Here is a 24,606-nt window from a genome sequence, read left to right as displayed (position 1 = left end):
TTCAGCGTCAATGCAGCGTCAACGCGCGTGATGCTTCAGGCCGGTTTGGCGGCATCCAGCGACGCCGCTTCGATGGCGGACAGTCGCGAGGCCGGTGAAAACACGATGATGCCGAGTTGCACCGCGAACCCGGCCGCCATGGCAGCCAGGCAATACCGCGTGCCCAGTGTCGCCGCCAGCCATGCGCCGAGAAACGCCCCGAACGGACGTGCTCCGGCCGTAGCGGTCATCGTCACCGCCGACACGCGGGCGATCAACCCGCCCGGCGTTACGACCTGACGCAGCGATGTTGTGGAGATGGTCCAGACGATCGGGCCGAAGCCGAACAGAAAGAACGCGGCGAATACCACGGCATAGGCCGCCACGCCGCCCGACATCTGCCACGTCGCCACCATCAGCAACGACGCGAGGGCAGCGCAGGCGGGCCCCAGCACGATCTGCCGGCCGAACGAGAGCCGCTTCGCCACGCGCCGGTAGCCGAACGCGCCACACACCATCCCGAAACCGTAGACACCCAACGCAATGCCGACTGCCTGCGCCGAGAACGCCAGCGCGTGGATGGCGTAGTACGCGAAGATGGCGAGCAGCAGATACCACGAGGTATTGAAGACGAACGCCGTCGCCACGATGGGCCGCAGATAAGGGCTGCGCGCGATGAAGCGCACGCCCTCGGCAAGTTCATGCACGAAATGGCGGCGCGATGCCACGCGAGGGGCTTCGGCAGGCAAGCGCGTCAGGCAATAGACGCTCGCGAGCGAGAGCACGAACGCGGCGGCAAACGCGAGTGTGCCCGATGCCCATCCCGCCAAAAGGCCGCCCAATGCCGGGCCCGCCGTGAACGCAATACTGCGCGCAATCTCAAGCCGCCGGTTGGCCGTGAGCAGATCTGCCGGATCGACGAGCGCAGCGACCAGTGACGGCGCGGCGGCACCGAAGACGACCGTGCCCGTGGCCATCGCAAAGCCGAGCATGCCCAACGCGGGCAGTGTCAGCAGCTGCGCACGAAACAGCGCGAACAAGCCGAGCAAAGCGACGGCACGCAGCAGTTCGGTCGCGACCATGAGCGGCTTGCGCCGATAGCGATCGGCCAGCACACCGGCGGGCAGCGAGAGCAGCAGAAAGGGGAGGGTCGTGGCCGCCTGCAACGAGGCCGTCTGTTCGGCCGAGGCGCCGAGCGCGATGACGGCAACGATGGGAATGACGGCGAGCGTCATCTGTTCGCTGAACTGCGCGGCGAGATTCGCATGCGACAACGATGTCACGAGCGACGTGACGGGCGGTGCCTTCGGGCTCTGCGCCCACTCCTGTGCCATACCCATCCCCTCGAAATTGGTCAGACGAGGGGGAGTCTAGGCGGAGTGGTGCGCACAGACGCTCCGTTTCTTGCGATTGAATTCCGGTCGATTTCCGATGGAATGGCCAGTGAATTCAGGCGGGGCGCTGCCTAGCTGTTGGGCTGAAGCCACGTGTATGCCTGCCCGTTGATACGACGCTCGCGCGGCGTGAAGGCCGGACTGAGCAGATCGTCCGAAGCGCTGTAGTAACGCGTGTCGATATCGAGCATGCCCAGCAGCGTGTGTTCGAGCCGGTCGGTCTGATACGGGCGAGATTCGAGGGCTGCCTGCGTCAATTGGGTCGGTACACCCGGGCTCTGCGCACTGTCACGTGACCACACAACCATCGGAATTTCGTAACCGGACGCGTCGGCCACCGACTGCCCGGCGTGATTGCGCGTATGGCCCACTTCCTGCGCATGGTCGGAACTGAACAGCAGACTGGCGTCGCTTTGCGCGCCTGTCGCCATCGTTTTGCGAATCAAATTGGAGACCACGAAATCGTTGTACGCGATGGCGTTGTCGTACTCATTGCGCAGGTGCCGTACCCACGTCGACCGGCCTTGTGCCGCGAGCGTGGCCATCACGGCATCGTCGGTATTGTCGAAGCGTGCGAATTCTTCGGGATAGCGCATGTCGTAGGTCGGGTGCGCCCCCAGCAGATGCACGATGATCAGCTTCTTCGGGGCTTCGCTGGCCAGCGCCGCATCAAAGGCGGGCAGCAGATTGCCGTCGACGTTGTTCTCGCCGCGTCCGTACCCCTTGTTGATGAACACCTGCTCGTCGGCGCGCTTGGCTACCAATCCTAACCAGCCGTCGTTGGGCACCTGATTCGAGATCCAGTACGTGCGATAGCCGGCTTCCCGGGCGAGCATCACGACATCGGGCTGGCGCGTCCACGCTTCGGGGTCGTCGAGGCTGGCCGGTGTGAGCATCTTCATGAGCGACGACATCGTTGCCGGTTCCGACGACACCACGTCGCGGAACACCGTGAGATCGCCGCGCAGAGAATCGAGCATCGGCGTGGTGTTGCGTGCGTAGCCGTAGAGCGACATGTTGTTGCGATTCAAACTCTCGCCGATCACCCAGACGACGGTGTTCTTGTCCGGCCCGTGATACTGCACGCGCCAATCCGCACGTTGCGCCATGTTGCGGTCGAGATCGCGTTGCAGTTGCGCGGCGTGATCGGCTTGCCCCTTGTAATCGAGATAGCGCATCGGCCAGTAGAGCAGCGGATTCTCCTTGGCCATCGTCGGGTTGAAGTGCAGCGCGAGGAAAACGGCCAGCAGCGCCACGACGGTCGACTTGCCGGTGCGCCGCATCGGTGCGGGCGATTGCCGGGCCTCGTCGCGTGCGAGGCGGCGCTCGCCGAACACGACGGCGCCCATCAGCACCACGAAGGCGGCACTGGCTTCGAAGACGTCGCGCCAGTTATGGCGGAAGAACTCGTTGGTTTCGGACGGATTGGTGTTGAACACTGCGTGCAGTACCAACAGGTGATTGGGGCGCATTCCGAAGTAGTCGCGCAGGAAGCCCTTGGTGGCGGCATCGAAAAAGAACACGGCGATGACGCTGAGCGTGGTGGCGCTGAACCAGACGGGCCGCGCGCGCAATAGCAGGCAAAGGCCGGCAAGGCCGGGCAGGGCGGTCGCCATGAGGGCGGCGCTCTTGCCGTATTCGTTGGCACTGATCATGCCGAGGGCCCAGAACGCTGCCAGTCCGCCCAATCCGAGGTATAGCCGATGCAATAAGGGTTTCAAACGCTGTCTCCGCCGAGCTTTTTTCGGGCCAGTTCGTGCTGTGGCCATTTGTCTTTGCGGGGTGAGAGTTCCCGCGCGGCACCGCATGGGCTGCCGAATCGGGCGTTTCGACTGCCAAGACTCGGGAAAGTGTCAGCGTTGTGCGACTTTTTTAGGCGAATGAGGGTCGGTATTAGTGTGTTGAAGTGGATTCCCACGCGATTGCGTGGGAAAAGGCACGTTCGGCGCGTTCGGCGCGTTCGGCGTTTTTCACTCGCCAAATCGGCAACCGTCGTGACGCCCGCTTGCGCATGGAAGTTTATTGACGTAAAGCGGGCTTCAACGAAATTGCATTTCGCGGCAGCCCTCTACAATCGTGGCATTCGCTCAACCGATATTCGTGAATTCCGATGCTGCCAGACACGATGTGTGACCCGCTCAGCTCACCCGTTCCGCCGCTTGGCGGCCGCACGTTGCCCGCCGAAGTGGCGGCGCTGACGCCTGCCATCGGGGAAACGTCATGAGGCGCGAGATTCTTCGTGTCGGGGCACCATCGCTGAGCCGGGTGGCAGCCGAAGTCACGGATGTCACCGATCCGGTGGTGCGCCGCGATGCCGCCGATCTGCGTGAGGCGTTAGCAGCCTTTCGCGCGGCGCATGGTTTCGGACGTGCCATCGCCGCGCCGCAAATCGATATCGACCGGCGCATGATCGCGCTTGCGGTGCCGGGTTGGCCCGACGTGATCGTCAATCCGGAAATCGTATGGACGAGCGATGAGCGCGTCACGCTCTGGGACGACTGCATGTGTTTCCCGGACACGCTGGTGCGGGTGTCGCGTTACGCGTCGATCTCCGTGCGTTGCGTTGATCTATCGGGCGAGATGCACATGAAGGCGAAGCTGCCGCTGGCCGAGTCCGAATTGTTGCAGCACGAGATCGACCATCTCGACGGCAAGCTGTCGTTTGACCGCGCCGTGGGCGAGAACGCCATCGTGCAACGCGATGTGTTCGACGCCGATCGCGCAACGTTTGCGCGGCAAGTCGACTATTGCCCGCAGCCCTGATCCGGGATGAGGCCGCGACTCATCGGGACTAATCTCATCGGGACTAATGAAGCCGCACGCCGTTCGGCACGGCGCGCTCTACACCAGCGAGCACGATAGCGCCGCTTTCATCGGCAAAGCCGGTGACCAGCACTTCGGACGCCACGCCCGCGATCCGCTTCGGCGCGAAGTTGCACACGCACAGCACCTGCCGGCCGATGAGCGACTCGGGCGTGTAGTGCACGGTGATTTGTGCGCTCGACGTCTTCACGCCGAGTTCTCCCAGATCGACCTCAAGCACGTACGCCGGCTTCTTTGCCTTCTCGTTCATGCGCGCGGCGATCACGGTGCCTACGCGCAATTCGATCTTTTCGAAATCCTGCCACTCGATGGTCTCGGCCATGTCTTGCTTCCTGTGCTGACGCACGGCCGTGGCCGCACGAAACAAATAGAAAGAGAGAAGCCTAGCGCGCGAAGGGTGCGGGGGGATTGTGAAAAACGGCAGGCGGTGGCTTCGGCTTGGCTTGGGAACGCCGTCGGCGTGTGCGTCGCTGCATCGCCGGTGCAGGTGTTCAGCGTGTACTGGCGCGTTCCCGTCGCCACACGGCGGGCGTCTGGCCATAGTGCTGGCGAAACGCGTGGGTGAGGGCGCTCTGATCGTTGAAGCCAACATCGAGTGCGATCTCGGCAAGCGGGGCGTCATCCGTTGCCAGCAGCACGGCGGCGCGCGCAAGTCGTAGCCGCATCAAATGCCGATGGGGCGTCTCGCCCGTCATGGCCACGAAGCAATCGTGAAAGTGGCGCACGCTCATGCCCGCTTCGAGCGCGAGTGTCGCGGTGTCCGGCGGCGCTGCCAGATCGGCCTGAAGCCTTGCGTCGACCGTGGCCAGATCGAGCTTCGCAGTGCGCAGGGCCGGGCGCGCCGGGGCCAGCTTCGCGGTGAGCATCGCGAGCATCTCGCGCACGCCGGGATCGTCAGCGCTCAGTGCATGGCTGTCGGCGTGTGCCGAGGCAAACGCCGACACGCGGCGCACCAGCGCCAGCATTGCCGCATCGAGCGCGAAGAACGTCTCGTGATCGAACGCCCGTTCGCTCCCTGTCACCCGGGCCACCGTTGTCGGCACGTCGAGCACGACCTGCTGATTCGGCCCGTCGCCCCGGTAGTCATGCCGCACCCCCGCAGGAATCACCACGCCATTGCGCGCGCCCACGCGGCCGTATTGCGACGCGTCGCCGTCAAGCGAAATCGCCATCCGCCCCGAGTGCCCGATCACCACTTGGTGGAAATCGTGCGTGTCGGTGCTGTCGGTCGGGCGGTATTCGCGAAGTTCAAGGATTGCCTTGGGCATAAGGCATGAGAAGTGCATGACTACAGGTTATGAAAAAACGCGCAAAGCTTTCCCGGATTCATTGGTTCGGGCGCGCGGGGCGCATCGCTACACTGGTTCTCCAGTGGTCGGGGCGATCCGGCCGGCATCGGCGTGAAGACGCCGGTGTGCTTCGAATCCTCAGGGTGTGTGGCGCGTCGGACTGCGCTGGCACCCGTCTTTGGCAGGGAAGTATGACATACGCCGTCACGATCTCCGGCAGCCCGTCGGCCGCCTCGCGCAGCGCGCGTTTGCTGCGTTTTATCGAATCCGATCTGACCGCCGCCGGCATCGCCGTGCGTCGCATCGACATTCGCGCGCTCTCGCCTGCCGCGCTGCTCGCGGCTGATACCACCCACGACGATCTGCGCCATGCGCTCGCCCAAGTGGCCGGCGCGCAAGCGGTGATCGTCGCCACGCCTGTCTACAAGGCGGCGTATAGCGGTTTGCTCAAGGCCTTCCTCGACGTGTTGCCGCAAGACGGCCTGGCCGGCAAGCTCGTGGCCCCGTTTGCCACGGGTGGCAGCCCCGCGCATCTGCTCGCGCTCGACTACGCGCTCAAGCCGGTGCTCTCCGCGCTGGGCGCACAACACATTCTTCGCGGCGTGTTCGCCGTCGATCAGCAAGTGCCGAAAGAAGAGGGTGCAACGCTCGATGCGGCCGTTGCCGAACGCCTCGGCGCGACCGTCGACCAGCTCTCGCAATGGCTGCATGAGCGCGAAGTGATTCGCCAGTGGCCCGCGCACCAGGCACGTGCCGGTGCGTTGCAAGCCACGCTCGCCGCCTGATCCGGAGTCCGTGATGAAAGTCTTCTGGTTCATTCCGACACACGGCGATGCGCGTTATCTGGGCACGTCCGATGGCGGGCGTGTGTTCGATTTCGACTACGCGCGCCAGATCGCCAGCGCCGTCGATTCGCTGGGTTACGAGGGCGTGCTGCTGCCCACGGGCCGCTCGTGCGAAGACGCCTGGGTGACCGCGTCGAGCCTGATCGGATCAACGAAGCAGTTGAAGTTTCTCGTGGCGATTCGCCCGGGCATTGCTTCGCCCGCACTCACGGCACGCATGGCATCCACGTTCGATCGCTTGTCGGGTGGCCGCCTGCTGATCAACGTGGTGACCGGTGGCGACGCCGGTGAGCTGGAAGGCGACGGCTTCTTCGCCGATCACGCGCAACGTTACGAAGTGACCGACGAGTTTCTGAAAATCTGGCGCGAGCTGGGTGAGAAGTCGCACACGGGCGAGGCCGTCAATTTCGAAGGCAAGCATCTGCGTGCTGTGGACGCGAAGCTGCTGTATCCGCCGGTGCAGAAACCGCACCCGCCGCTGTATTTCGGCGGCTCGTCGGAAGCGGCGCGCCAGATCGCGGCCGAACAACTCGACGTCTACCTTACGTGGGGCGAACCGCTCGCCGATGTGGCCGAAAAGATCGCCGACGTGCGGGCACGTGCCGCCAAGCTGGGGCGCACGCTGCGCTTCGGGCTGCGCCTGCACGTGATCGTGCGCGAGACAGAAGACGAAGCGTGGCGTGCCGCCGATTCGCTCATCAGCAAGCTCGACGACGCGACCATCGCGCGCGTGCAGACGCAGTTTGCCAAGATGGATTCGGAAGGCCAGCGCCGCATGGCGGCACTGCACGGCGGACGCCGCGACAAGCTGGTGATCGCCCCGAACCTGTGGGCCGGTGTCGGACTCGTGCGCGGTGGCGCAGGCACGGCGCTCGTGGGCGACGGGCCGACCGTTGCAGAGCGCTTGCGCGAGTATGCCGACCTGGGCATCGACACCTTCATTCTGTCGGGTTACCCGCATCTGGAAGAAGCGTATCGCTTCGCAGAACTGGTGTTCCCGCACCTGCCGCTCGACGTGCGCGAGCGTCTGGGCAATACCCAACTTGGCGGCCCGGTCGGCGAAGTGATGGCCAACAACATCTTGCCGCAGGCCTCGCAAAGCTGATTTGGCCAACCCGGCCCGTGGAGAAATTCGTATGACCCAATCAACACTCGCTCCCGCCGCGACGCCGGTGGGTGCGTCCGGTGCCGCGTCGGGCACGTGGCAGCGCGTCTGGCGTGTTGCCGCACGACGGCTCGCACCGTGGCTCGTTCCCATCGTGCTCGTGACCGTCTGGCAGATTGCCGCCGAAGCGGGCTGGCTCTCGACGCGTGTCTTGCCCGCGCCGTCTGCTGTGGTCGATGCCGCGTGGCAACTCGCGGTGAGCGGCCAGATCTGGCGCGACATCGGCGTGTCGACCGGCCGTGCCGTGCTCGGCTTCGTGATCGGCGGTGGTCTCGGCCTGTTGCTCGGCATGCTCACGGGCCTGTCGCGGTTCGCCGAGACGGCGCTCGATTCGTCGTTCCAGATGCTGCGCAACATCCCGCATCTGGCGCTCATTCCGCTGGTGATTCTCTGGTTCGGTATCGACGAGAAAGCCAAGTTGTTTCTCGTCTCGATCGGTGTGTTCTTCCCGATGTATCTGAACACGTATGCCGGTATTCGCGCCGTCGACGGTCAACTCGTGGAGATGGCCCGCAGCTACGGCTTGCGTGGCTGGGCGCTGTATCGCGACGTGATTTTGCCCGGGGCGCTGCCGTCGATTCTGGTGGGCGTGCGCTTCTCGCTGGGCCTGATGTGGGTGACGCTGATCGTGGCGGAAACCATCTCGGCGCAGTCGGGCATCGGCTATCTGACGATGAATGCCCGCGAGTTCTTGCAGACCGACATCGTGCTGGTGGGCATTCTGCTCTACGCGCTGCTGGGCAAGCTGGCCGATGTGCTGGCCAAGGAACTGGAGTTTCGCTGGTTGCGCTGGCACCCGGCCTTTCAACGAGGAACCGCCGCATGAGCGCACAACAACTGGCCCCCGTCGCAGGCGTGGATATCGAATCCGAATGGACCGCCGAACAACGTGCTACCACGTCCGCCGCACCCGCCAACGGCAATGCCAACGGCAATACCGGCGCGAATCTCAAAGTCGTGCGTCAGACGAATGACGTCGCCGCCTCTGCGGGGTTACGCATCGATGGTGTGAACAAGCATTACGGCGCACGCGCCGTATTGACGGACTTCTCGCTGGCGATTCCGCGTGGCGGCTTTGCCGCCATCGTGGGACGCAGCGGCTGCGGCAAGTCGACGCTGCTGCGCCTGATCGCCGGGCTGGAAGCGGCCGACGCGGGCACCATCGCCCTCGATGGTCATGCGCTGGGCACCACGTCGAGCAAGGTGTCGACGCGCATCATGTTTCAGGACGCGCGCCTGTTGCCGTGGCGCACGGTGCTGCAAAACGTCGCCATCGGCTTGCCGAAGTCGGCGCATCCGCAGGCGTTGGAAGTGTTGCGCGAAGTCGGCCTCGCCGAGCGCGCCAACGACTGGCCGAGTCAACTCTCCGGCGGTCAGCGTCAACGCGTAGCGCTGGCACGTGCACTCGTGCATCAACCCGATTTGCTGCTGCTCGATGAACCGCTCGGTGCGCTCGACGCCCTCACGCGGATCGAAATGCACGCCCTGATCGAACGCTTGTGGCGCGCCCACGGATTCACGGCGTTGCTCGTCACGCACGATGTGCAGGAGGCCGTCGCACTGGCTGATCGCGTGGTGCTGATCGAGCAGGGCCAGTTGGGGCTCGATCAACCCGTGACGCTGGCGCGTCCACGCGCACGCGGCAGTGTCGATTTCGCACAACTCGAAGCGCAGGTGCTCGACCGCGTGCTGCAAACCGAATCGAGCGGCACGCCGGTGGCGGCCGCACCCGAACCCAGTTGGCCCGCCGCGACGGTGCGCTGGGCTGTCTGACCCGTCACATTCATCCTTCGCCGTCTTTTAATCCGACTGACGTTCATCCGACCGTCTTTTATCCGAATCACTGAACGCAGGAGTTCATCATGGGTATCACCGCCATCAACGTCCGTAACCAGTTCAAAGGCCGCATTCGCGAAATTCTGCGCGGCCCGGTGCTCTCCGAGGTCGACGTCGAAACGCCGAGCGGTATCGTCACCTCGGTCATCACCACGCGCTCCATCGACGAGTTGCGTCTGGACGTCGGCTCCGAAGTCGTGGCCCTCGTGAAGGCCACCGAAGTGTCGCTCGCCAAGCTCTGAGCCGGCGTTTTCCGCGATTCCAGCGTTTTGGAGATGGCTTGCCGGGTGAAGTCCGATGCCGGTACGGGGAAATTCCGAACCCCGGCTCGGACTGTGCCGCGAATGCACGCACTCGGCTGATATAATGACGGCTTCCGAATGTCGGCGACCCGCCTGCGCGAGACTTTCCGCCGCGGGCGTTTTTATTTGTTGCCGACGCGATGCACCGAAGCCAAACCATGACCACTGTCCGCACCCGATTTGCGCCTAGCCCGACCGGATTCATCCATCTGGGCAACATCCGTTCCGCTCTCTACCCGTGGGCGTTTGCGCGTCACAACCACGGTGTTTTCGTGCTGCGTATCGAAGACACCGATCTCGAACGCTCCACGCCGGAAGCCGTGCAGGTCATTCTCGAAGGCATGGAATGGCTGGGCCTCGATTACGACGAGGGCCCGTTCTATCAGATGGAGCGCATGGATCGCTATCGCGAAGTGCTGCAACAGATGAAGGATGCCGGTTACGTCTACCCGTGCTACATGAGCGTGGAAGAGCTCGACGCATTGCGCGAGCAGCAGCGCGAGCGCGGCGAAAAGCCGCGTTACGACGGCCGCTGGCGCCCGGAACCGGGCAAGGTCTTGCCTGAGCCGCCGGCCGGCGTGCAGCCGGTGCTGCGCTTCAAGAACCCGCTCACGGGCAGCGTGGTCTGGGAAGACGCCGTCAAGGGCCGCATCGAAATCTCGAACGAAGAGCTCGACGATCTCGTGATTGCCCGCCCCGATGGCACGCCGACGTATAACTTCTGCGTGGTCGTCGACGACATCGACATGGACATTACGCACGTGATTCGCGGTGACGATCACGTGAACAACACGCCGCGTCAGATCAACATCTTCGAAGCGCTCGGCAAGCAGCCGCCGATCTACGCTCACTTGCCCACGGTGCTCAATGACCAGGGCGAGAAGATGTCCAAGCGCAACGGCGCCATGAGCGTGGTGCAGTACCGCGAAGAAGGTTTCCTGCCCGAGGCGGTGGTGAACTATCTGGCGCGTCTGGGCTGGGCGCATGGCGACGCGGAAGTGTTCTCGCGCGACCAGTTCGTGGAGTGGTTCGATCTCGATCACCTGGGCAAGTCGCCGGCACAGCACAATCCGGAAAAGCTGCTGTGGTTGAACAATCAATACCTGAAGCAGGCCGATAACGAGCGTCTGGCCGGACTGACCGTGCCGTTCCTCGAAAAGGCGGGCGTGTCGATCGACGGCAGTCCGTCGCTGGCGGGTGTGGTGGGGCTGTTCAAGGACCGCGCCAACACGATCAAGGACATCGCCGCGAGTGCCGAGATGTTCTATCGCCAGCCGCAACCGTCCGGCGAAGATGTCGCACAGCATCTGACCGACACCGCACGCGCTGCGGTGAAGGATCTGGCGGCCGGTCTCGCCGCATTGCCGGAGTGGAAGAAAGAAGCCATTTCGCCGGTGTTCAAGGCCACACTCGCGCAGCACGGCATGAAGATGCCGCAACTGGCGATGCCGGTGCGCCTGCTCGTCGTGGGCACCACGCACACGCCGGCCATCGATGCCGTGCTCGAACTGCTGGGCCGCGATACGGTGCTGGCACGTCTGGCGGCGTAACCGACGCGGCAAGCCTTACTAGCATCAAGACGTCACAAAAAACCCCGGGATGCCTTGGCATCGCCGGGGTTTTTTGTGACTGTGGCACCCCTCCCGAGGGATGGCTGCCGTCGCCGGGAAACTTACGCTTGCGGCTTGGCTTCCAGCGTGACGGTGCTGGTCTTGGCCGGGGCCGGTGTGCGCTTGGTGCGCGAATAGCCTTCAAGCACCTTGACCATTTGCGCGTAGATCTTCGGGTTGGCGGCGAGCACTTCGCCTTCGAACAGGAAGTCCGATTCGCCCGTGTAGTTGCCCACGAGACCACCGGCTTCGGTCACCAGCAGGCTGCCGGCGGCCATATCCCACGGGTTCAGACCTTGCTCGAAGAAACCGTCCATGCGGCCGGCGGCGACATACGCCAGATCGAGTGCGGCGGCGCCCGGGCGGCGGATGCCGGCGCAATGCTCGGTCATCGTGCCAAACATCTTGAGGTAGTTTTCCACGCCTTGCAGATCGCGGAACGGGAAACCCGTGCCGATCAGACCATCGGCCAGACGGTCGCGGCGCGACACGCGAATGCGCTTGCCGTCGATGTAGGCGCCACGGCCGCGCGAGGCGGTGAACAGCTCGTTGCGCGTCGGGTCATAGATCACGGCTTGCGACACGATGCCCTTGTGGGAGAGCGCGATCGACGTGCAGTAATACGGCATGCCGTGAATGAAGTTGGTGGTGCCGTCGAGCGGATCGATGATCCATTGGAATTCGGAGCCCGCTTTGCCGTGTTCTTCGCCCGATTCTTCGGCGAGGATGGCGTGGTCCGGATAGGCTTGCAGGAGGACGTCGATGATCGCTTGCTCTGCCGCTTTGTCCACTTCCGTCACGAAGTCATTGTGCTGCTTCTTGCTGACCAGGACCTTGTCGAGGTCGAGCGACGCGCGGCTGATGATGTTGCCGGCTTTACGGGCGGCCTTCACCGCGATATTGAGCATGGGATGCTGCATGACAGATTCCTGTTAAGGCCATCGCCCGCGTCAAACACGACCCCCTCTGGGTCGGCTGGCAGGCATGGCAGACAAAGCGAACGAATTGGGCAAGAGCGATGCCCGGCAAGTGCCGCAGGTGACTTGGCGGCTCGATTGCAGGGACGAAAACGCGTATTTTAGCAAAAACCGGCCGCCTGCGCTCTGTTGTGCGCATCTTCTGACCCTTTTTCGACGCCACGCGGTCGGCGAATCAGGGCAAAATAGCGGCCTGCGCTGAATTTCATCTCGAATTTCTTCCCGAACGCCATCCCGATACCTGCCGCCTGCTCATGTCCCAGTCCGTTGCTCCCGTCCCGTCGCCGCTGTTTGATCAAGTGCGTTTCGTGCTCAACGAGACGAGCCATCCGGGCAATGTCGGCTCGGCGGCGCGTGCGATCAAGACGATGGGCTTCGGTCAGTTGGTGCTTGCAGCACCGCGTTTTGGGGCCGATGTCTTGCGCGACCCGGAAGCCATCGCCCTCGCGAGCGGCGCCGACGACGTGCTGGCCAACGCGCGTGTGGTGGCTGATCTCGACGCCGCGCTGGAGGGCGTGAGTTGGGCCGTGGCGCTGTCGGCACGCACGCGCGAATATGGCCCGCCCAATGCCGAGCCGCGTGAGAGCGCTGCGCTGGCCGTGCAGCATGCGGGGCAGGGCGAGGCGGTGGCGTTCGTGTTCGGCAGCGAACGAACGGGCTTGTCGAATACGGATGTCGAGCGATGCAATGCGCTCGTGCACATTCCCGCAAACCCGGTCTACAGCTCGCTCAATCTGTCGCAGGCCGTGCAGTTGATCGCGTATGAAGTGCGTATGGCGTGTCTGGGTGTTGAGCGCGGTGGTGCGGCGGCGAATGCGGTCGCTGCGCTGGCGGCGGGCGCTGTCAATGCGAGTACGAATGCCGGTGCACCGCACGATCATCTCGCCACGCGCGACGATGTGGAAGGCATGCTCGCGCATCTGGAGCGGGCGCTGGTCGATCTCGACTATCTCGATCCGGACAATCCCAAGAAACTCATGACGCGCCTGCGTCGCCTTTTCGCCAAGAGTCATCTGGAGCGCGAAGAGGTCAATATTCTGCGCGGTATCTCGAAGCACATTCTCGAGCGCAAGATCCGGCGTTGATGACTGGGCAGGGGACGTAGCGACACGGAGCAGGAAGGGCACACACGCTATGCCCTTACCGAGTATCCGGTCATTTTCCGGGCGTCTGCACGCATTGTGAAAACCCCATACAATTCTCAGTCACAAGCTTATTAGCCCTTCGCGAATATGAACCGATTGCGCGAGCGTTGCGCCGCCTCCCTGCCATATCACGTGCACTGTTAACGCACGCCCTCGCGCCACGGCGTGGCGAGGCCGGACACCTGTCGTGTCCCCATCCCTCGCAGTCACGCCGCTCAACGTCTGCCGGCTTCGGCCAGCACGCTTTCCGGTGAATTCGCACGATCCCGCCCCAAGACGGCAGGACGCGCACTACAGGATCGACATCAGGCTCATGTTTACCCGCCTTCGCGAAGATATTGCCGCTATCCGGCAAAAAGACCCCGCTGCCCGCAGTAACTGGGAAGTCTTCACCTGCTATCCCGGCCTGCATGCCGTGATGCTCCATCGCGTGGCGAATCGTTGCTGGACCTCCGGTTTCAAGTGGCTCGGGCGCTTCGTCTCGCATTACGCACGCTTTCTCACGGGCATTGAAATCCATCCGGGTGCGACGCTGGGCCGCCGCGTGTTCATCGATCACGGCATGGGGGTGGTGATCGGCGAGACGGCGATCATCGGCGACGATTGCACGATCTATCAAGGCGTCACGCTCGGCGGCACGTCGCTCTCGCGCGGCGCGAAGCGTCACCCGACGCTGGAGGCCGGCGTCATCGTCGGTGCTGGTGCCAAGGTGCTCGGCGGCTTTACGGTGGGTGAGGGCGCGAAGATCGGTTCGAACGCCGTGGTGGTCAAGCCGGTGCCCGCAGGCGGCACGGCGGTGGGCAATCCGGCACGCGTCATTCGTCCCGATGCCCCGCGTGAAAATGCCGAAGGCAAGCCGAACGGCAATGGCCGCAAAGCCGAGTTTTCCGCCTATGGCATCACACCGAACGCAGACGATCCGGTGTCGTTGGCCATTCACGGATTGATCGAGAACGCGACCGACCAGTCGCACAAGATCGATGTGATGGTGGCCGCGCTCAACCAGTTGGGTGCGCATCTCGAAGCGCTCGGTGCGAGCAAGATCGACACAGCCGAACTGCGCAAGCTCGGCAAGGAAATTCAGGACATGTGAGCGGGCGCGGGCGTCGATGCCACGAGATCGATCGCCCGTAGTCCGTGCGCGTCCCATTGCAGATAGCCGCCGCGTGGCGGCTCGATATCGAACTCCCAGTCGGGCAGCACCCAGCGCACACGCCGGCCTTCGGCGTGTCGCGCCGGCCGGTGCGTGTGGCCATGTACGAGCGTGCGCTCGCCGGCCGCATCGAGCAGGGCGTTGATGGCTTGCGCATTCGCATCGGCGTAGGCCATGCGATGGGCGCCTTTGGCCGCACTGCGCCGCCGGATACGATCGGCAATCGCCATGCGCACACGCAGCGGCAGCGCGAGGAAGAAGGCCTTGCCCAGCGGCGAATGCGCGACGCGCCGAAAGCGCTGATACCCCACATCGTCCGTGCACAACTGGTCGCCGTGACTGAGCACCAGCGCTTGCTCCAGAAACGAGAACACGCAGGGATCGTCGAGCATGACGGCGCCTGCCGCGCGTGCGAAGCGCTTGCCGAGCAGGAAATCACGATTGCCGCGCATGATCGCCACGGGCACGCCACTGGCGGACAGCTCGGCGATGGCGGCCGTCATGCGGCGTGCGAAGGCGCCAAGGGGCTCGGTGTCGGGGGTGCCGGTGTGTCGGGCGGGCGCATCCTTGTCAGCGCCGAGCATGTCGTCGCCGACCCAGTATTCGAACAGGTCGCCAAGGATGAAGAGAACGGACGCTTCACGCGCAGGTCCGCGCAGGAAGTCTTCGAAGACTTGCACCGTACGCGGCAGCGCCGGCGCGAGGTGAAGATCGGAAATGAAAAGCGCGGGCCCGTCGCCCCGTGGTGTCACGGGACATTGCGGGCACCGCGCAGTCGATACTGGCATCGAGTGTCGTCGGTGACGAGATGGGCGCTTACGCGACGATCACGGCCTTCTCGATGACGACGTCGTCAACCGGCACGTCTTGATGCATACCACGCGAACCGGTCTTGACACCCTTGATCGCGTCGATGATTTCCTGGCCTTCGACGACCTTGCCGAACACGGCGTAGCCCCAGCCCGACGGCGTCGGTGCGCTGTGGTTCAGGAAGTCGTTGTCGTTCACGTTGATGAAGAACTGAGCCGTGGCCGAGTGCGGATCGTTCGTGCGGGCCATGGCCAGCGTGTACTTGTCGTTCTTCAGGCCGTTGTTGGCTTCGTTCTCGATCGGCGTGTTGGTGGCCTTTTGTTTCATGCCCGGCTCGAAGCCGCCGCCTTGAATCATGAAGCCGTTAATCACGCGGTGGAACACCGTGTTGTCGTAGAAGCCTTCCTTCACGTAGGTCAGGAAGTTTTCAACCGTCTTCGGTGCTTTGGCTTCGTCGAGTTCGATGCGAATGACGCCGTGATTCGTTTGCAGTTCAACCATGATGCTTTCCTTCTGATGAAATGGTCCCGGCAGGCCGGAGGAGTTCAGCGTCGTGTTCAGCGTTTGACGACGCTGGCCGATTCGATCACGACGGGCGTGACAGGCACGTCGCGGTACATGCCTTTGCTGGTCGTGGCGACACCCTTGATTTTCTCGACAGTGTCCATGCCGGCGACCACCTTGCCGAACACTGCGTAACCATAGCCGTCCGGGCTTGGGTAGTCCAGTGACGCATTATCCGACACATTCACGAAAAATTGCGCAGTCGCCGAATTCGGATTCGACGTACGCGCCATCGCGATGGTGCCCTTCGTGTTCTTCAAGCCGTTTTGCGATTCGATCGGAATCGGGGCGCGGGTGGGCTTCTCGTTCATGTCGGCCGTGAAACCGCCGCCCTGAATCATGAAGCCGGGAATGACACGATGGAAGACCGTGCCGTTGTAGAAGCCGCTGTTGACGTATTGCAGGAAGTTATCAACCGTCTTCGGCGCTGCCTTCGGGTTGAGTTCCACCGTGAAGTTGCCGGCCGACGTCTTGAACTGCACCTGCGGCTGCGTGGCCTGTGCGAGCACCGGCAGGCTGGCAACGGTGCCCGTCAGTGCGGCGGCAGCGACGGCGCCGCCGAGCAGTGCGCGGCGCAGGCGATTCGGAAGGGACATGCGGGTCTCCTGGGCTATGAGTTCGTATGAGGTCGTTGGATGTCGCGCAAGGGGCGATCAGTTCCCCGACTTGCCGACGTTCTTCAAACTGGCATCGTCGCCGGGCTTGGCCGGCGAGGGCGTCTGCGCGACCGGTGCGGCACGTTGCGGGGCCAGCATGTCGGCGAGCACCTTCTCGCGGCTCGACACGCGCGCCGTCGGCGAAATCTTGAGTGCCTTCTGATAGGCCTGCTGTGCGAGCTTGGCGTAGATGTCGCCAAGGTTCGAATACGCCACGGCAAAGCTCGGGTTGTTGCGGATCGCGCTTTCCAGTGCGGCGCGCGCCTTGTCGTACTCACCCGTCTGCGCGTACAGCGCGGCCAGGTTGTTGTACGGCTCGGGCAGTTCCGGGAAGTCTTGCGTGAGTGCGGTGAAGGCGTCGATGGCCTCGGGCGTGCGGCCCAGCTCCATGAGCACGCGGCCACGCGTGAAGCGCACCTGCGCATCGCGCGGGTATTGCTTCAGGTGATCGTCGATCTTGGTGAGGGCGTCGCTGAACTTGCGCGCTTCGACCAATTTGTTGATCGCCGATTCGCTGGCCTGCTGCGGCGTTTGCAGCGGGGCAGGCGGGGGCGGATCGATGATCGCCTGGGCACCTGCGGGCAGCGCAAACAGCGAGCCGGCAAGGCCGAGCGTCACGCCTGCGAGCGTGAGCGCGTGGGTATGACGGCGGGCAGCGTTCATGGTGAAAGCGCTCGGGCGGAGGCGGGAAAGCAGGCGCGTTGCACTGCGCGAAAGGGACCGGCTTCGTTGCGTCATGATGGGTGCTTGGGATACCTGAGAGGTGCGCAAGAGATGCTATACTCGGCCGCATTCTAACAAAACACCTGCGCCCGGCCTGCGCCATTTCATCTTGTGGCGGCGGATACGGTTCGCAGGATCGTTTTTTCTACCGCACGGCGCGCAGCCCGCCTCGCGATGTCGCTCCCGCCGCACGACGCGAATCGTGCCCGGAGGCATCGTCGCAGCGCCCGGCGCTGTCTCGCCCCCGGTCAAGCATTTATCTATGGATTCACTCCGCGTCTACAACTCGCTCGCGCGAGACAAACAGCCGTTCGTGCCCCTCGTTCCCGGCGAAGTCCGCATGTATGTTTGCGGCATGACCGTGTACGACTACTGTCACATCGGCCACGCGCGCGTGATGGTGGTGTTCGACATGGTGCAACGGTGGCTGCGCACGCTCGGCTATCGCGTGACCTATGTGCGCAACATCACCGACGTTGACGACAAGATCATCAAGCGTGCCGTCGAGAACGGCGAAACGATGCGCGAGCTGACCACGCGCTTCATCGCCGCGATGCACGAAGATGCCGACGCGCTCGGTGTGCAGCGCCCCGACCACGAGCCGCGCGCGACCGACTTCATTCCGCAGATGGTCGACATGATCGGCACGTTGCAACGTAACGGCTATGCGTATCAGGCCGAAGACGGCGACGTGAACTATGCCGTGCGCAAGTTTGCCAACTATGGCCAGCTTTCCGGCAAGTCGATCGAAGACCTGCGTGCGGGTGAGCGCGTTGCCGCGAACACCGCCAAGCAGGACCCGCTCGACTTCGTGCTGTGGAAGCGCTCGAAAGACAGCGAGCCCGACGAATCGAAATGGGCCTCGCCGTGGGGCGCAGGACGCCCGGGCTGGCACATCGAGTGCTCGGCCATGAGCTGCCAGTTGCTCGGCAACCAGTTCGACATTCACGGCGGCGGCGCAGATTTGCAGTTTCCGCACCACGAGAATGAAATCGCGCAGAGCGAAGCCGCCACGGGCGAGACGTTCGTGAACTACTGGCTGCACAACGGCTTCGTGCGCGTGGACGACGAGAAGATGTCCAAGTCGCTTGGCAACTTCTTCACCATCCGTGAAGTGCTGGCGAAGTTCGACGCCGAAGTCATCCGTTTTTTCATCCTGCGTGCGCAGTACCGCAGCCCGCTCAACTACAGCGACGCCCATCTGGACGACGCACGTGGCGGCCTGACGCGGTTGTACACCGCGTTGAAAGATGCGCAGGGTGACGGTGCCGCGCTCGACTGGAACGAACCGTTCGCGCAGCGCTTTGCGGCGGCGATGAACGACGATTTCAATACGCCGATCGCGATTTCGGTGTTATTCGAACTCGCCGGCGAAATCAACAAGCAGCGTGACCCGGTGCTCGTGCGTCAGTTGCTGGGTCTGGCCGGTACGCTCGGTTTGCTCGGCCGCGATCCGCAGTCGTTCCTGCAAGGGGCGGCAGGTGTCGGCGAGTTGGGTGATGCCGACGCGTTGCGCGCATCGGTCGAGGCACGCATCGAAGCGCGTGCGCAGGCCAAGCGCAAGAAGAATTTCGCAGAAGCTGATCGCATTCGTGCCGAGTTGCTCGCCGACGGCATCGTGCTGGAAGATCGTCCCGGAGGCGCCACCGAATGGCGTCGTGCCTGAGCGCGGCGTATCGAGGCGAATTTCATGGTGACTCGTAAATCCGTGGCCGCAAAGGCTGCGACCCAAACCGCCACGACCGGACGTGCTGCCAAGGCAACGCGGCCGACGGCCAAGCGCGCGGCGCCTGCCAAGGTGGCCAAGGCCGATGGCCAGTCCCGTAAGGTCGAGAGCAAGACCGGCGCGAAGACGGCGCCCGTGACGGCCAAACGTGCCAGCAGCGGCAATGGTGCGGCGGCGGTTGCCGACAAGCCCAAGAAGGTGGTGACAGCCGGCAATGGGGCTGCGGGCAAGTCGACCAAGGTGGCTGCGGGCGTGGCACGCAAAGTGTCGGCCCGGACGTCCAAAGCCGATGGCGCGGATGTGCTGACGAAGCCGGCTAAGGCAACCAAGGCGACCAAACCGGCCCGTCAGGCGAAGCCCGCCAAGACGACGCGTGTCACGGGCGCAGCGGCGAAAGGCAATGGCGCGGCGGGCGTCGCGACCACGCGTCGCGTGATCGCCAAGCGCGACGGCGAGACGCGTATCGTCACGCCGGAGATTGCCCGCATCGAAACCGACGTCGTGGAGCAGGCCGTCACCGGTGTGGTGCCGCTGCCGGTCGCGCCGGGCGCGACCCGCCCCGACTTCTGGGATCAGGCCTGCGCCGATCTCATGCGCCGCGATCGCATTCTCAAGAAACTCATTCCCCAATTCGGTCCGGCGCATCTGACCGGCCGCGGCGAGCCGTTCGTCACGCTCGCGCGTTCGATCGTGGGCCAGCAGATTTCGGTGAAAGCGGCGCAAGCCGTGTGGGACCGTGTGGTCGCCATCTGCCCGAAGCTCACGCCCGCGCAATTCATCAAGGCCGGGCACGATGCCCTCGCCGGTTGCGGGCTGTCGCGTCGCAAGGCCGAGTACATCCTCGATCTGGCAACCCACTTCAAGTCGGGTGCGCTGCACGTGGACGCCTGGGCCAGCATGGACGATGAAGCCGTCATTGCCGAGCTGACCGGCATTCGCGGCATCGGTCGCTGGACGGCCGAGATGTTCCTGATGTTCAACCTGTTGCGCCCCGATGTGCTGCCGCTCGACGATGTCGGGCTCATCAATGCCATCAGCGTCAACTACTTCAGCGGCGAGCCCGTCACGCGCAGTGAAGCGCGCGAAGTGGCCGCCAATTGGGAGCCCTGGCGCTCCGTCGCCACGTGGTACATGTGGCGAAGTCTCGAACCGGTACCGGTCGAATACTGATTGTTCCGCTTAGGACGTATAATCCGCGTCCGATTCCGTATCATTTAGTCATTATCGGTGTCTATTGTTTGTCGAGAGGCGATGAAAGTTGTCTATCTTGATCGGACAGTGGTCGCCGGCGGTACAATACGCTGCCGCATTTCCGGGGAAACCTGATGAAGAACACCTTTTTGGATTTTGAACAGCCGATCGCCGAACTCGAAGCGAAGATTGAAGAATTACGCTTCGTGCAGGACGACTCCGCCGTCGATATTTCCGAAGAGATCGAGCGCCTCTCTAAAAAGAGCCAGCAGCTCACCAAGGACATCTACACGAACCTGTCGCCGTGGCAGGTTTCGCAAATCTCGCGTCACCCGCAGCGTCCTTACACGCTCGACTATGTGCGCGACATCTTTACCGACTTTCACGAGTTGCATGGCGATCGCGAGTTCTCGGACGACCATGCCATCGTGGGCGGCATGGCCCGTTTCAACGGTCAGGCCTGTATGGTCATCGGTCACCAGAAGGGCCGCGACACGAAGGAGCGCGCGCTGCGCAACTTCGGCATGCCGCGTCCCGAGGGCTATCGCAAGGCCATGCGCCTGATGAAGCTCGCCGAGAAGTTCGGTTTGCCGTTGTTCACGTTCGTCGACACGCCGGGTGCCTATCCGGGTATCGATGCCGAAGAGCGCGGTCAGTCGGAAGCCATCGGCCACAACCTGTTCGTCATGGCCGAGCTCAAGACGCCGATCATCACCACGATCATCGGTGAAGGCGGCTCGGGCGGTGCGCTCGCCGTGGCCGTGGCCGATACGGTCGCGATGCTGCAATTCTCGACGTACTCGGTCATTTCGCCGGAAGGTTGCGCCTCCATTCTGTGGAAGAGCGCGGCCAAGGCGCCGGAAGCTGCTGAAGCGCTGGGCCTGACCGCTCACCGTCTGAAGGCGCTCGGCCTGATCGACAAGATCATCAACGAACCGCTGGGTGGTGCGCATCGCGACCCGCTCGGTATGGCCGGCATGCTCAAGCGTGCGCTCGCCGACTCGGTGCGCCAGTTCCAGGGCATGAGCCACAAGGAACTGCTCGATCGTCGTTTCGAGCGTCTGATGAGTTATGGCAAGTTCAAGGAAGCCGGCGCCAAGTAAGTCGTCGGCCAGCGCGTCGTCGCCGTTGGTGGCGATGACGCCTGGCGTCGAACCGCCCGTGTCTTCCTCGCCTCACACCGCTGCCGCGTTCGCCTCTGCCCGAGGTGACGCGGCAGTTGTTCATGTGGACGTCGCTTTGCGCGTCGCGTTGGCGCATGCCTTCGCTTCGCGCGAATCGTCTGCCGTGCCACGTCTGGCATTGGCACTCAGCGGCGGTCTCGATTCCATGGTGCTGCTCGACGCACTGGCGCACTGGACGCAATCGCGACGCGACGCCGGTGAGCCAGTGGCGCAGCCGCTGGCCATTCATATTCATCACGGACTGTCCGGGCACGCCGACGAGTGGCTGGCCACCTGCGAGCGCGAGGCGCGTCTGCGGGGCTTTGCCTTCGAGGCGCGTCGCGTCAGCGTGCCGCGCGACGCCCGCCAAGGTATCGAAGGGGCCGCGCGCGCCGCGCGTTACACGGCGCTGGCCGAGTGTTGTGCCGCGCATGGCATCGACTGGCTGCTCACGGCCCATCATGCGAACGATCAGGCCGAGACGGTGTTGCTGCAAATGCTGCGCGGCGCCGGGCTGCCGGGTGTCGCGGCGATGGCCGTGGCAGGGGTGTTGCCGGTCGCTTCGTCGGCGCAATTGCTTCGTCCGCTGCTCGACGTGTCGCGCGAAACGATGCAGACCTTTGCGACGGTGCGTTCGCTGTCGTGGGTGGAAGATCCCTCCAATCAGGATCGTCAGTATTTGCGCAATGCGCTGCGTCACGACGTGATGCCCGCGATTGCCGCGCACGTCCCCGCCTATCGCGAGACGCTCGCCCGTTTCGCGCGGCACGCAGCGCAAGCCCAGTCGCTGCTCGATCAACTCGCACAGATGGATTATGACGCCGCGCATGTCGATGCGTCGCGTCTGCAACGCCGTCGTTTGCAGGGCCTCGACACGGCGCGTCTGGCGAACCTGTTGCGCTATTGGGCCGCGCGGGAGGGGTTGGCGGCGCCGCCCGAGGCGCGTCTCGACGAGTGGGTGCGGCAGATTCGCGATGCGCAGCCCGATGCGTCTCTCACGCTGCCGCACGGTGACGCCGTGTTGCGCCTGTATCGCGATGTGCTGCAATGGACGCCGGTTTATGCCGCAGCGGATGCCGATGCGGCCGTCGATGACGTGGTGCTGCGCTGGTCGGGCGAGCGCGTCTGGCCGTTGCCGCAGTGGCAGGGCAGTGTCGTATTCGACCCTGTTGTGGATGCCGGCGCGGCAACACAGACAGCCGGCATTGCCGAAGCGGCGTTGCGTGCGCACCCGCTGATTGCTCGCGAGCGGGCAGGGGGCGAGCGCTGGCGCGAACGCCCCGACGGGCATTCGCGCTCGCTCAAGCATTGGTATCAGAACAAGGGAGTGCCGGCGTGGCAGCGCCATGTGCCGATCGTCTGGCAGGCGGCGGACATCATGTTCGTGCCGCGTCTGGGCATCGATGGTGCTGCATTGTGCGTCGACGGCCCGCGCTGGCGGATGACGTGGCGTGACGAGGCATGATCGGCTGGCCGGCACGCATCGAGTCAGTTCCAGCCACCACGCCAATCACATCATGCTGCTATCTCCGCCCTTGATCGGGTGATTCGGCATATCCCCTCGTAACCACTGAAATCCGCAGCATGATCTGCTGCCGAATGCGGCGTGTGAGCCCCCGGACAGTGCAATCTGCGCCAAACCGGCTCATGCGCGATACATTCGTGCGATAATCAAAAGTTCCGCGAATCGAAACGTCATCGATGCCCGTTCCAGGGTATCTGCGCAGGATTCATAAACGGTTTCAAATCAATGTGTTAGCAATGTTATGGCTCTGATCGTACACAAATACGGCGGCACGTCGATGGGCTCGGTGGAGCGCATCAAGAATGTCGCCAAGCGCGTGGCCAAATGGCATAAGGCCGGTCACAAGATGGTGGTGGTGCCGTCGGCAATGTCCGGCGAAACCAATCGTCTGTTGGGTCTGGCCAAAGAGATTTCGGCCGAACCCGATCCGCGCGAACTCGACGCCATTGCCGCCACGGGCGAGCAAGTGAGCGTTGGCCTGCTGGCCCTCGCTATCAAAGCCGAGGGCGTCGACGCCGTGAGCTACGCCGGCTGGCAAGTGCCGATCAAGACTGACAGTGCCCACACCAAAGCCCGTATTTCGGAAATCGACGACAAGCGCGTGATGGCCGATCTCGATGCCGGCCGCGTGGTCGTCATCACCGGTTTCCAGGGGATCGATCCGAACGGCAACGTGACCACGCTCGGCCGTGGCGGTTCGGACACGTCGGCGGTTGCCGTCGCTGCCGCACTGAAGGCCGACGAGTGCCTGATCTACACGGACGTGGACGGTGTGTACACCACCGACCCGCGTGTGGTCGACGAGGCACGCCGCCTCGATAAGGTGACCTTCGAAGAGATGCTGGAAATGGCCAGCCTCGGTTCGAAGGTGTTGCAGATCCGCTCGGTGGAATTCGCCGGCAAGTACCAGGTCAAGACGCGTGTGCTCTCGAGCTTGACCGATCCGATGATTGCGCTCGATGAAGAAGCGCGCTCGGGCACGCTGATTACTTTTGAGGAAGACGAACAAATGGAAAAGGCCATCATTTCGGGTATCGCATTCCAGCGCGACGAGGCCAAGATCACCGTGCGCGGTGTGCCGGACCGCCCGGGCATCGCCTACCAGATCCTCGGCCCGATCGCCGACGCGAACATCGATGTCGACATGATCATCCAGAACCAGAGCGTGGACGGCAAGACCGACTTCACGTTCACGGTGCCGCGTGGTGACTTCCAGCGCGCCATGGCGCTGCTGCAAAACGACGTGCAAGGCCATATCGGTGCCGCGGAAGTATCGGGCGACCCGAAGGTCTCGAAGGTCTCGATCGTGGGTGTGGGCATGCGCTCGCACGTCGGTATCGCCAGCAAGGCGTTCCGCACGCTGTCGGAAGAGGGCATCAACATCCAGATGATCTCCACCTCGGAAATCAAGATCTCGGTGCTGATCGACGAAAAGTACATGGAGCTCGCCGTGCGCGCGCTGCATAAGGCTTTCGAACTCGATCAGGCGTAAGTCACTCGAAGCCGCAAGACATCACAGTCGCATCGCACGTGCAAACGTGTGATGCGAAGTGATTGAAGTGTTTGAATCAGCAGCAGAAATTCGCGTCGGATTCTCGCGAGACGGATGAGGCGTGAATGCGGCGCGAAACGACATTGCGGTGTCGTGATGCGGGGAAAACTCCCCGTGCGTGGCGAAAGCATGACAGGTGCGCAAAAAAAGTTGGATTTTGATGCGCATAATGTTTGAC

The 24,606-nt window shown here is 63.5% G+C and carries 23 protein-coding genes; 14 read left to right on the top strand and 9 right to left on the bottom strand.

Going from position 1 to position 24,606, the window contains the following annotated elements; translation table 11 throughout:
• Positions 1–35: 35 nt before the first annotated feature.
• Complete coding sequence (locus tag CDV44_RS11330) at positions 36–1,313, bottom strand: MFS transporter (protein WP_087688150.1); 1,278 nt, start codon at positions 1,311–1,313, stop codon at positions 36–38.
• A gap of 131 nt (positions 1,314–1,444) precedes the next feature.
• Positions 1,445–3,094, bottom strand: coding sequence for a phosphoethanolamine transferase (locus tag CDV44_RS11325; protein WP_087688149.1), 1,650 nt, complete (start codon positions 3,092–3,094; stop codon positions 1,445–1,447).
• Between the two features lie 499 nt (positions 3,095–3,593).
• Between CDV44_RS11325 and CDV44_RS11320 the strand changes: the two genes are divergently transcribed.
• Entirely contained in the window at positions 3,594–4,136 is a 543-nt protein-coding gene (locus CDV44_RS11320; RefSeq protein WP_087688148.1) for a peptide deformylase, read from the top strand.
• Positions 4,137–4,179: 43 nt separating this feature from the next.
• Here the strand turns inward: CDV44_RS11320 and CDV44_RS11315 are convergent, their stop codons facing one another.
• Both CDV44_RS11315 and CDV44_RS11310 read right to left on the bottom strand, forming a co-directional pair.
• The gene (locus tag CDV44_RS11315) at positions 4,180–4,518 is read right to left on the bottom strand and encodes a tRNA-binding protein (protein ID WP_087688147.1); all 339 of its coding nucleotides are present in this window, start codon (positions 4,516–4,518) and stop codon (positions 4,180–4,182) included.
• A gap of 169 nt (positions 4,519–4,687) precedes the next feature.
• Positions 4,688–5,464, bottom strand: a complete 777-nt coding sequence (locus CDV44_RS11310) for an AraC family transcriptional regulator (RefSeq protein WP_170935954.1) — start codon at positions 5,462–5,464, stop codon at positions 4,688–4,690.
• Positions 5,465–5,676: 212 nt separating this feature from the next.
• On the opposite strand from CDV44_RS11310, the gene ssuE reads away from it, so the two are divergent.
• The 6 genes from ssuE (at position 5,677) to gltX (ending at position 11,183) form a co-directional block, all read left to right on the top strand.
• A complete protein-coding gene (gene ssuE / locus CDV44_RS11305; protein ID WP_058379299.1) occupies positions 5,677–6,270 on the top strand; it encodes an NADPH-dependent FMN reductase in 594 nt (197 codons plus the stop codon).
• A gap of 13 nt (positions 6,271–6,283) precedes the next feature.
• Positions 6,284–7,435, top strand: a complete 1,152-nt coding sequence (gene ssuD / locus CDV44_RS11300) for an FMNH2-dependent alkanesulfonate monooxygenase (RefSeq protein ID WP_087688145.1) — start codon at positions 6,284–6,286, stop codon at positions 7,433–7,435.
• 31 nt (positions 7,436–7,466) lie between these two features.
• On the top strand, positions 7,467–8,321 hold the full coding sequence (ssuC, locus tag CDV44_RS11295) for an aliphatic sulfonate ABC transporter permease SsuC (RefSeq protein ID WP_087688144.1): 855 nt from the start codon (positions 7,467–7,469) through the stop codon (positions 8,319–8,321).
• Positions 8,318–9,268: an ATP-binding cassette domain-containing protein gene (locus CDV44_RS11290; RefSeq protein ID WP_087688143.1), complete on the top strand. Its 951-nt coding sequence runs from the start codon at positions 8,318–8,320 to the stop codon at positions 9,266–9,268. The genes ssuC and CDV44_RS11290 overlap by 4 nt, the downstream gene beginning before the upstream one ends.
• An 89-nt stretch (positions 9,269–9,357) precedes the next feature.
• On the top strand, positions 9,358–9,573 hold the full coding sequence (locus tag CDV44_RS11285; protein ID WP_010807342.1) for a molybdopterin-binding protein: 216 nt from the start codon (positions 9,358–9,360) through the stop codon (positions 9,571–9,573).
• Between the two features lie 218 nt (positions 9,574–9,791).
• On the top strand, positions 9,792–11,183 hold the full coding sequence (gene gltX, locus CDV44_RS11280) for a glutamate--tRNA ligase (RefSeq protein WP_087688142.1): 1,392 nt from the start codon (positions 9,792–9,794) through the stop codon (positions 11,181–11,183).
• 122 nt (positions 11,184–11,305) lie between these two features.
• Here gltX and CDV44_RS11275 read toward each other — a convergent pair whose 3' ends face one another.
• On the bottom strand, positions 11,306–12,163 hold the full coding sequence (locus CDV44_RS11275) for an inositol monophosphatase family protein (RefSeq protein WP_087688141.1): 858 nt from the start codon (positions 12,161–12,163) through the stop codon (positions 11,306–11,308).
• A 311-nt stretch (positions 12,164–12,474) separates the two neighbouring features.
• On the opposite strand from CDV44_RS11275, the gene CDV44_RS11270 reads away from it, so the two are divergent.
• On the top strand, positions 12,475–13,305 hold the full coding sequence (locus CDV44_RS11270; RefSeq protein WP_087688140.1) for an RNA methyltransferase: 831 nt from the start codon (positions 12,475–12,477) through the stop codon (positions 13,303–13,305).
• Between the two features lie 373 nt (positions 13,306–13,678).
• Positions 13,679–14,458 (top strand): serine O-acetyltransferase, encoded by a 780-nt coding sequence (gene cysE, locus CDV44_RS11265; protein ID WP_058379293.1) that lies wholly within the window; start codon positions 13,679–13,681, stop codon positions 14,456–14,458.
• On the opposite strand, the gene CDV44_RS11260 is transcribed toward cysE, so the two are convergent.
• The 4 genes from CDV44_RS11260 to CDV44_RS11245 all read right to left on the bottom strand — a co-directional run bounded on the left by CDV44_RS11260 (position 14,446) and on the right by CDV44_RS11245 (position 17,211).
• Positions 14,446–15,270, bottom strand: coding sequence for a UDP-2,3-diacylglucosamine diphosphatase (locus tag CDV44_RS11260; protein WP_087688139.1), 825 nt, complete (start codon positions 15,268–15,270; stop codon positions 14,446–14,448). The two genes, cysE and CDV44_RS11260, sit on opposite strands and share 13 nt — an antisense overlap.
• Before the next feature lie 64 nt (positions 15,271–15,334).
• The gene (locus CDV44_RS11255) at positions 15,335–15,829 is read right to left on the bottom strand and encodes a peptidylprolyl isomerase (protein ID WP_058379291.1); all 495 of its coding nucleotides are present in this window, start codon (positions 15,827–15,829) and stop codon (positions 15,335–15,337) included.
• Between the two features lie 56 nt (positions 15,830–15,885).
• On the bottom strand, positions 15,886–16,488 hold the full coding sequence (locus CDV44_RS11250; protein ID WP_087688138.1) for a peptidylprolyl isomerase: 603 nt from the start codon (positions 16,486–16,488) through the stop codon (positions 15,886–15,888).
• Positions 16,489–16,545: 57 nt separating this feature from the next.
• Complete coding sequence (locus CDV44_RS11245; protein ID WP_087688137.1) at positions 16,546–17,211, bottom strand: tetratricopeptide repeat protein; 666 nt, start codon at positions 17,209–17,211, stop codon at positions 16,546–16,548.
• 322 nt (positions 17,212–17,533) lie between these two features.
• Here CDV44_RS11245 and cysS point away from each other — a divergent pair, with 322 nt between their 5' ends.
• From cysS to CDV44_RS11220, 5 genes are all read left to right on the top strand, one after another.
• Positions 17,534–18,937 carry a cysteine--tRNA ligase gene (cysS, locus tag CDV44_RS11240; protein ID WP_087688136.1) on the top strand — a complete coding sequence of 468 codons (1,404 nt, stop codon included), beginning with the start codon at positions 17,534–17,536 and terminating at the stop codon, positions 18,935–18,937.
• Between the two features lie 24 nt (positions 18,938–18,961).
• A complete protein-coding gene (locus tag CDV44_RS11235; protein WP_087688135.1) occupies positions 18,962–20,167 on the top strand; it encodes an endonuclease III domain-containing protein in 1,206 nt (401 codons plus the stop codon).
• Positions 20,168–20,322: 155 nt separating this feature from the next.
• Positions 20,323–21,291, top strand: coding sequence for an acetyl-CoA carboxylase carboxyltransferase subunit alpha (locus CDV44_RS11230; RefSeq protein ID WP_087688134.1), 969 nt, complete (start codon positions 20,323–20,325; stop codon positions 21,289–21,291).
• Positions 21,292–21,349: 58 nt separating this feature from the next.
• Entirely contained in the window at positions 21,350–22,816 is a 1,467-nt protein-coding gene (tilS, locus tag CDV44_RS11225; RefSeq protein ID WP_170935953.1) for a tRNA lysidine(34) synthetase TilS, read from the top strand.
• 301 nt (positions 22,817–23,117) lie between these two features.
• Positions 23,118–24,368, top strand: coding sequence for an aspartate kinase (locus CDV44_RS11220; protein WP_087688132.1), 1,251 nt, complete (start codon positions 23,118–23,120; stop codon positions 24,366–24,368).
• The last annotated feature ends 238 nt before the right edge of the window (positions 24,369–24,606 follow it).

The sequence above is a fragment of the Pandoraea sp. PE-S2R-1 genome, from assembly GCF_002179865.1.
Classification (GTDB): domain Bacteria; phylum Pseudomonadota; class Gammaproteobacteria; order Burkholderiales; family Burkholderiaceae; genus Pandoraea.
Note: the sequence above shows the minus strand (reverse complement) of the source record. Positions and strands in the feature narration are given on the sequence as shown.